The sequence below is a fragment of the Streptomyces sp. genome (assembly GCF_031178505.1).
Lineage (GTDB): Bacteria > Actinomycetota > Actinomycetes > Streptomycetales > Streptomycetaceae > Streptomyces > Streptomyces gulbargensis.
Genome location: NZ_JAPSIW010000269.1, coordinates 1 through 8218, shown reverse-complemented (window position 1 = coordinate 8218; position 8218 = coordinate 1). Strand labels below are relative to the sequence as shown.

Sequence of the window (8218 nt, the reverse complement as noted above, 5' to 3'; positions counted from 1 at the left end):
CGGCACCCCGTGACCGGGGTGCTGCCCTTCGGCGTTCTCGCGGGCCGGCCGGTCAGCGACCGACGAGTTCCCAGGCCGTGAGCAGGACGCCCATGGTGGCGGCCACCGCGAGGATGCTGGTCAGCGGCCACCGGGCGCGTTCCAGGTCGTCGAGGCGGGCCTCGTGGTCGGCGAGCTGCCGGTCGGTCTGGTCGCTGCGCTGCACGAGCAGGGCGAGCGAGCCGTCGACCCGGGCGAAGCCGGCCTCCAGGGTGCCGCGGAGCCGTTCCAGCTCCAGGGCGACGGCGACGGGATCGTTCGGGTCAGGCTCGGTCATCGGCACCGCCCTGGGTGGGGCGGAGCCAGGCCGGGAGCAGGTTCTGGACCGGGGCGAGGGCCATGACCCGGGTGAGTGCGCCGGCGACGGCCAGGGCTCCGGCGACCCAGGGGAGGGTCTCGGGGATGCCGGAGGCGTCGACGATCGCGGGCAGCACGACGGCGATGCCGACGGCGGTCTGGAGGACGGTACGGGCCGTGCGCTTGGCGGCATCGGTCATCGTGGGTCTCCTCGGGGTTGTGCGGGGGTGGTACGCGGGGGGTTACGTCGTGTACGGGACCTTCAGGGCGTTCCAGGAGGCGGCGCCCGGGATGCCGTCGGCGTCGGAGCCGCGGAAGCCGAGCTTGTGCTGCCACCTGGCGTACGAGCGGCGGTCGGCCTCGCTCCAGCGGGGGCCGGGGCCGACCGCGTACGCGGAACAGCCCTCGGCGACGAGGCGGCGGCCCATCGCCGTGATGACCGGGGAGCTCGTCTCCTCGCGGAAGAACGAGGTGCCCGGGAAGGGCTGGTGGCGGGGGCGGGGAGGGGTGGGCTTCGCACCGGGGACGGCGGCCGGCGGGTTCTTCACCGGCGCCTTGGCGAGCCGTCGCTGCACCCGGTCGCGCATGCCGGGCATGCCGAAGCCCTTCGGGTCGGACTTCCAGTCCGACCACTCCAGGTGGCCGATGACGGACTTCGCGCCCCAGCCGTGGGCCCGGCACAGAGCGGCCGAGACCCGCTCGATGGCGTCGAGCTGGGCGGCCGGCCACGGGTCGGAGCCGTCGCCGAGGTTGACGCACTCGAAGCCGTAGAAGCGGGAGTTCCCGTCGACGGCGTTCGCGCTGCCCTGGTGCTCGCGGGGGGTGGGCGGGCGCTCGCCGTACGTCTCGCTGACCACGGCCTTCAGGACGGACGGGTCGCCGCCGCCGGCGTGGTTGGCCCGGCCGGAGCCGACCAGGTGGACGGTGCCGTCCTTGGCGATGACACCGTGGCACAGCGGACCGGGCAGGCCCTCGTAGCCGTGGAAGCACATCTCGACCGAGGAGGCCGTGCCGCTGGAGACGGTGTGGTGGATCATCACGCCGGCGACCGGGCCCCAGGCACCGGCGTGGTTGCGGTGGTGGGTGCGCCAGCCCGGGTGCTCGACGACGGTGACGCCTTCGGCGCGGAGCGCGGCGGCGAGCCGGTCCGCGGGCAGGGGAGTGGCCATCTGGTGTCCTCCGGACATGCGAAAGCCCCGGCCGTCGGGGCGCGGGGCGGGCGGAGAGGTGGGGCGGGGGGTGCTCCGGCGCCGGCGGGCCGGGGCGGTGCGGTTCTTCGCGGGCCGGGGTCTACGGGGCCGGCTCGGGGGCCGGAGCGGGCTCCGGATCCGGGGTGGGCGGCGGGGTGGCCGGGGCCCAGGCCGCGCACAGCTCCGCGTAGGCGGCCCGGCGGGCCTCGAAGTCGGCGAGCGCGGCGGCGACCGCGCTCCGTACCGCCTCCGGGTCGGGCACGGCCTGCTTGCCGGCCACCGGCTGGATCACGGCCGTGCCGTACCCGCGCAGCGACGCGCCGTTGGGGCCGTTCTCGTTGACCTGGGCGCTGACGTACACCGCCGGGTACTCGCCCGTGACCGGGTCGATCTCCAGCGGGCCGCCGAACGTGTTGTCGTAGAGGCGGACGGCGACGGCGTGACCGTTCTCGGTGACGGTGCCGCGGCCGGCGTAGTCGATGGCCAGGCCCCAGGGATGGTTCGGGTCGGGGGTCATGCGTAGCTCCTTTCCGGGGCTTCCGGGGGGATCCGGGTGCTCCGGGGGTGGGGGCGGGTCAGGACTGGCGGCCGTGCATCATGACGGGCTTCGCGTAGACGGTGCCGGAGGCACTGGTGACCTGGGCGTGGATCTCCACGTTCATGTCCTTGCCGAAGTCGGCCTGCATGTCGGACGTGACCGAGCCGGTGTGGTCGAAGACCGATCCGGCGCTGACGGTCGGGCCGAACTGGACGCCGTTGACCATCACCCGGATCTGGCCCGCGACGCCCGCGGCCGAGATCCGGGTGTACATGCGCAGCCGCATCTTGGGCTGCCAGATCGGGTTCTGGGACTGGGCGATCGTCGTCCAGGCCGTGGCGCTGGTGGACGGCCAGTTCGCGGAGGCCATGTCCTGCGGCGGCAGCATCGCCAGCCAGGGCCGGGCGAGCCCGCCGGTCAGGATGTCGTCCGACAGGAGCTCGTGGCCGTAGGCGTCGTTCACCCGCAGCACCGGCTTCGTGGAGTCGGGGCCGCTGGTGTTGATCTGGACGAGGTTGACCGAGGTGGCGGGGTCGTTCGTGTCCGTCTGACGGCGCAGCGTCAGTGAACCGTTGACGACCTCGGTCAGGGGCGGGCGGACGTTCACGGCCGTGGAGATGGCCTGGATCCGGCGCTCCATCTGGATCAGCCGGTCGATGATGTCCTCGGGCAGCAGCGCCATCAGCGTTCCTCCAGTGCGAGATCGGCGGTGTCGGGACGGCCGCGTTCGGCCGGCCGCACCTTGACGCCGACGATCCGGTAACGGGCGTCGAGGCCCGTCGGATGCCATTCGTCGGTGATGCGGATACGGGCGGTGCGGCCCAGCAGCGCCGGCGGGACGATCCCGCCGAGCCGGATGCTGATCTCGGGGATCAGCACCGACCCGGCCGCCGCGTCCACCGCGGCCTGGGCCAGCGAGTCCAGCGTCGCCTTGTCGCTGATGTCGTTGTGGTCCGAGGACAGGTCGAGCTGGGGCCAGCGGTCGTCCAGCGGCTTCTTCGGCGTGGCGACGGACGACAGCGTGGGCCGCGAGGTGGTGGCCGCGTTGGTGTTGGTGGTGGCGCCCCGGGCCAGGGCGTGGGTGCCGCCGCGGGTGGCGTCGTCCGGGAGCGAGTACGACAGGATCGTGCCGGGCCGGTCGAAGACCATGTCCGTGCTGCCGGTGTGGAGCTTGGGCGAGCCGAGCCGGAGCTGGCGGACCCGCTTGCCGTCCTCCGGGTCCCGGAACACGAAGATCTGGTACTCGAACCCGTTCTCCTGGGCGCCGAGCTGGTCGAGCGCCTCCTGGTACACGGTCTCGTCGCCGTACAGCCAGGACGCGGTCCGCAGTACGCCGGACGTCGCCTCGGGGTCGCCGGTGTCGATGCCGCTGGAGCCGAGGCCCGCCGAGAGTGACGACCACAGGGTGCGGGCGATGGTGAACTGGTCCGTGGGCTGGGTGTACTTGACGTCCGTACGGATGCGGCGGCGGGCCGCGTACGAGTCGAAGGTCGACGCCTGGATGCTCAGTGTCAGCACGCCCCGGTCGCTGCCCTGAAGGGTGCTGGTCCAGACGATGCCGCCCCACCACAGGTCCCCGCCGCGCTCCAGGTAGACCGTGGTGCGGCCCGGCTTGATCTTGTGGGCCCGCTCGGCCATCGTGCGGTCGGGGATGGGGACCGTGCCGGACAGGGAGCCGGCCCGGCCGATGTAGTCCTCGAAGGAGACGTCCCGCAGCGGCAGGATGTCGAGGGTCGTGTCGGTGAACAGGTCGCAGAAGATGGCCCGGTAGGGCGTGTCGAGTGCCATGGTGGGCCCCCTTACAGGACGTAGGTGGCGGAGACGCGGAGGTGCCGGCCCGCCTGGAGGGCGGCGTTGGGCGTCCAGGTCCGCAGCGTGATCGTTCCGCCGGGGTAGAAGACCGCGCCACCGGAGGCGAAGCCGTCGGTGGCGGCCGCCTCGTACTCGAAGGGCGGACGCCAGCCCGTCGGGAGGGTGACGAGCGGTTCGTCGTTGATGTTGCCGATGTTGGTGGCGGTGATGTCGGCGCCGTTGCGGGTGACGACCACCGTCACCGTGGCGATGCCGCGCGACCGGCGGGCCGCGAAGGACAGCAGCGTCCAGCCCGTCAGCGCCGTCGCCCCGGAGGTGATGAACTCCGTCTCCACCGGCGGCTGGTAGTTCGCCCACGAGGTGCCGCTCCAGCGCTGGAGCGTGCCGTTGTTGTCGCGGAACTGGCCGGGGTAGCTGCCCGTGGAGAGCGCGCCGCTGGGAGCGATGCCGCCGATCTCCTTCGGGTACGCGACCCACGCGGTGCCGTTCCAGCGCTGGAGGTAGTGGGCGTTGTCGTTGTCCTGGTACTGGCCCGGGTAGGCGCCGGCCAGGCCCGCGTTGTTGTACACGGGCAGGATGCCGCCGACCCCGACGACGGTGGTGCGCAGGTCGGTCATGGCACCGCCCGTCCAGTCGATGCCGCCGCTGCCCGCCGAGGCCCCGGCCTTCACGTGCACCGAGAACAGGGGGAGGGACGCCGGCGGCACCTGCGGGGCCTGGGGCTGCGCCTTCGGCTCCCCCTTGACGACCTCCAGGACGGCCTCGTGCCGGGTCTGCTGGTCGAACTCGTCGTCGTACACGCGCAGGACCACGAGGTCGATGCGCGGGTTGAGCGGATCGCCGTCCCCGAAGGTGAGGACGGTGTCCGCGTCCAGGGTGACGGGGTAGGCGCCCTGGCCGTTCGTCCCCTGGACGACGGCCCGCCCGGCGTACACGGTCGCGCTCATCGGGCCGTTGGAGCTCATCCAGAGGCCACCGACCCGGTACTTGCCGTCGACGGTGCCGGGCAGGATGCCGGACCGGGAGGCGAGGGGGCCGGCCGGGGTGGCGGCGCCGTGGGCGGTGAGGCGGGTCGAGGCCCTCGTCTGCCCGGTCGGCGTCAGCCAACCGCTGCGCAGTGCCATGGTTCTCTCCTGTCGGTGGGGGCGGTCAGTACTGCGGGTGGACCACGATGAACGTGTTGTCGTAGTTCGCCCTGATCTGCGTGGTGTTGGCGCCGCACTTGAACATGCCGGTGATGACGTACGGCAAGCCCGGCGTCAGGTTGTAGAACCGGGTCGTGGAGGACATCGACGCGGGCGTGGTGCCGCTGTAGAAGCAGGCCGTCTCGTCGCTCTCGGCGATCTTGGTGACGCCCGCCTGGGTGAGTCGCAGACCCATGACCACCGTGTGGGGCGTGGAGGACGTGGCCCACATCCGGGCGCCGTAGTTGATCAGGATGGCGCCCGAGGGCGGCGCGATGAACTCCACGTCGAGCGGGGAGCTGCCCGTCTCCAGCAGAGTCGGCGTGTACGTCGTCGAGGTCGTGTACCCGTGGTCGTTCGAGCCGGTGTAGTACGGACCCGGGTAGGCCGGCCGCCAGACCGAACCGTCCCAGCGCTGGAGCACCCCGTTGTGGTCCCGGTACTGGCCGGTGTAGCTGGCCGGCGTGGTCGCCGACGCCGAGGACGGGATGATGCCGCCGATCGCCGAGGGGTACGAGACCCACGCGCCGCCGTCCCACCGCTGGAGCGCGCCGCCCGCGTCCTGGTACTGGCCCGGGTAGGCGCCTGGCAGGACCGGCCCCTCGACCGGGATGATGCCGCCCAGGGAGACGACCGGGGTGCGCAGGTCCTTCAGGGCGCTGTTCCACGGGATGCCGCCGGTGCCCGCGCTGGCGCCGGCCGGGACGGTCACCTCGTACAGGGGCAGGCAGCGCGCCGGAACGGCCGGCGGCTGCGGGTCCTGGCGGGCCTCGCCCTGGATGATCTCGATCTTCGCCGCGTTCTGTTCGACGGTGTCGTAGAGCCGGTCGTAGATCTTGAGGACGAGCAGGTCCTTGCGGCTGTACTGGGCGTGCCCGGGCGAGAAGGTGACGACCTCGGAGGCCGGCAGCGTCACCGGGTAGGCGCCCTGGGAGATGTCGCCCTGGATGATGGCGCGGCCCTCGGACACGGTCGCGGACATGGCGGCGGAGCCGAAGGTCCAGAAGCCGGCGAGCCGGTACCGGCCGTCGTACGAGCCGGGGAAGATGCCGGAGCGGACCTGGACGGGGTTGGCCGGCGTGGTCACGCCGGTCTGGGTGAGGCGGGTGTCCTCGCGGGTCTGGCCGGTCTCGTCGACCCAGCTGCTGCGCAGGTTCATGGGAGTTCTCCGTTCGTCGGGAAGGGGAGGGACGGAAGGAAGGTCAGGACTTGATCCACTCGGCGGAGAGGTTGCAGGCGTAGCCGGAGCCGCCGAGGGTGCGGACCGCCGCGGTGTGCGTCTGGTAGCCGGACAGCGTGACGGTGTTGCCGGCGGTGAGTTTGATCAGGGCCTGGCCGCCGACGACCACCGCGCCGTTGCCGGCGGGGGTGAGCCAGGTGGCGCGCGGGACGCCGACGCCGTTGACCGCGATACGGGCCCCGCGCATGCCGGTCTGCGCGTCGTTGGCCCACACGGCGTGGCCGGAGACGCGCCACCAGCCGGTGCGCGGCACGGTGTACGTGGTCGAGCCGTTCCATCCGGCGGCGTCGTCGACGTCGGCGCCCTGCAGGGTGAGGGTCGTCCACGCGTTGGCGGGGACGCTCTGCGCCACGGTCTGCGAGGCGCTGAACAGGATCTTCGACTTGCCCTCGGCGTACTGCCAGGCCGTGCCGTCCCAGCGCTGGAGCACGCCCGCGTTGTCGCGGTACTGCCCGGTGTACGAGCCGGTGGCCAGCGCGCCGCTGGGCGCGATGCCGCCGATGGCCTTCGGGTACGAGATCCAGTTCGTGCCGTCCCAGCGCTGGAGCAGGCTCGCCGCGTCCCGGTACTGGCCGGTGTAGGCGCCCTTGTAGCCGGTGGTCGGCATGATGCCGCCGAGCGCGACGACCGGCCAGTGCTGGGTGGTGACGGCGCCGGTCTTCCACCCGATGCCGCCGGTGCCGGCCGAGATGCCCTTGGGGACCCGGATCGTGTAGAGCGGCAGCGTGCTGCCGGCCGGGCTCGGCGGGGCGGTGGGGGTGGCGTCGGGGGTGCCCTTGACCAGGCGCACCACCGCCTCGGTCGTACCGGTGCGGTCGTAGGCGTCGTCGACGACCGCCAGCTCGATCAGGTCGATGCGGTCGTACTGCGGGTCGCCGTCCTCGATGGTGAAGGCTTCCGGCGCGGTGACGGCGACGAGGTAGGCGCCCTGGGCGGTGTCCTTGCCCTGCACGATGGCGCGGCCGGTGCCGATCGTGCACTGCATGGGCGAGGTGTCGGTCAGGACGAAGCCGCCGGGCACGATGCCCGCGCGGGAGCGCAGCGGGGTCTCGTCCGGGCTCTGGCCGCTGGGGGTGAGGAGGGCGGCGAGGGTGAGGCGGGTGTCCTCGCGGGTCTGGCCGGTGGGCTGGAGCCAGGCGGCTCGTACGGTCATGGGATCACCTCTCCGAAACGGTTCGGGATGGTCGGTGGAAGCGGAACGGCCCGGCGCCGCACGGTGACTGACGAGCAGTCACCGGACGGGCGCCGGGCCGGGGCACCGGGGCGGGGCGAGGGGGGTGGGGTGCGGGGTGCGGGCACCGGTGGTCAGCGTGTGCGGGCCGGGTCACCGGGGTGCAGGTTGCCGTTTCACCGGCGTACGCCCAGGGCGCGAGCCGTACGGGTCACCACTCGGCGCTGCGCCAGCGCACGGTCATCAGCGCCTGCTCCGTCCCGTTCTCGGGCCGGAAGGACAGGTCGGTGCGGCCGGGCTCCAGGACGAACAGCTCCTCCGGGGTGGAGTCGGCCATGGCCGTGTGCAGCCGGGAGGCGGAGTTGTTCAGCATGACCGTGCCCGCGCGGGTGTCGACGGTGAGTTCGTCACCGGCGGCCAGGTCGATCGCGTACCGCAGCCGGCGCCGGCTCACCCGCTCGGTGACGGACGGCATGGAGCACGGGCCGTGGAAGACGATCACCGGGTGGGTCGGGGCCGAACCGGTGTTCTCGACCGCCGCGTCACCGGTGCTCTTGGCCTCGCCCCACTTCAGCGGCCAGGTCAGCGGCCAGACCAGGCCCGATTCCGGCTGCGGGGGGGTGGTGCTGGAGATCTGCTCGTTCACCGCGTACCGGCGCGGGTCGGAGGCCAGCCACTGCACCGACATGCGCGAACTGCCCTGGGTGGCGAAGCCCTGGTCGGCCGGGACCACGCGCTGGGCGATAC

Annotated in this window: 9 protein-coding genes and 1 pseudogene; all 10 read right to left on the bottom strand. The window is 72.7% G+C overall.

Annotated elements, in window-relative coordinates; genetic code table 11:
* Positions 1-52: 52 nt before the first annotated feature.
* On the bottom strand, positions 53-316 hold the full coding sequence (locus RIF68_RS18745) for a hypothetical protein (RefSeq protein WP_309052428.1): 264 nt from the start codon (positions 314-316) through the stop codon (positions 53-55).
* Positions 303-536 carry a hypothetical protein gene (locus tag RIF68_RS18740; protein ID WP_309052427.1) on the bottom strand — a complete coding sequence of 78 codons (234 nt, stop codon included), beginning with the start codon at positions 534-536 and terminating at the stop codon, positions 303-305. The genes RIF68_RS18745 and RIF68_RS18740 overlap by 14 nt, the downstream gene beginning before the upstream one ends.
* A 42-nt stretch (positions 537-578) precedes the next feature.
* Positions 579-1505, bottom strand: a complete 927-nt coding sequence (locus RIF68_RS18735; RefSeq protein ID WP_309052426.1) for a peptidoglycan-binding protein — start codon at positions 1503-1505, stop codon at positions 579-581.
* Between the two features lie 121 nt (positions 1506-1626).
* A complete protein-coding gene (locus RIF68_RS18730) occupies positions 1627-2043 on the bottom strand; it encodes an ATP-binding protein (protein WP_309052425.1) in 417 nt (138 codons plus the stop codon).
* 58 nt (positions 2044-2101) lie between these two features.
* Positions 2102-2746 carry a hypothetical protein gene (locus RIF68_RS18725; protein WP_309052424.1) on the bottom strand — a complete coding sequence of 215 codons (645 nt, stop codon included), beginning with the start codon at positions 2744-2746 and terminating at the stop codon, positions 2102-2104.
* Positions 2746-3852, bottom strand: coding sequence for a hypothetical protein (locus RIF68_RS18720; RefSeq protein WP_309052423.1), 1107 nt, complete (start codon positions 3850-3852; stop codon positions 2746-2748). Before RIF68_RS18720 ends, RIF68_RS18725 begins: the two co-directional genes overlap by 1 nt.
* A gap of 11 nt (positions 3853-3863) precedes the next feature.
* Entirely contained in the window at positions 3864-5000 is a 1137-nt protein-coding gene (locus RIF68_RS18715; RefSeq protein ID WP_309052422.1) for a hypothetical protein, read from the bottom strand.
* A gap of 25 nt (positions 5001-5025) precedes the next feature.
* On the bottom strand, positions 5026-6219 hold the full coding sequence (locus RIF68_RS18710; protein WP_309052421.1) for a hypothetical protein: 1194 nt from the start codon (positions 6217-6219) through the stop codon (positions 5026-5028).
* Positions 6220-6262: 43 nt separating this feature from the next.
* Positions 6263-7453, bottom strand: coding sequence for a hypothetical protein (locus RIF68_RS18705; RefSeq protein ID WP_309052420.1), 1191 nt, complete (start codon positions 7451-7453; stop codon positions 6263-6265).
* A gap of 229 nt (positions 7454-7682) precedes the next feature.
* Positions 7683-8218, bottom strand: a pseudogene (locus RIF68_RS18700) (phage tail domain-containing protein); the annotation flags it as partial.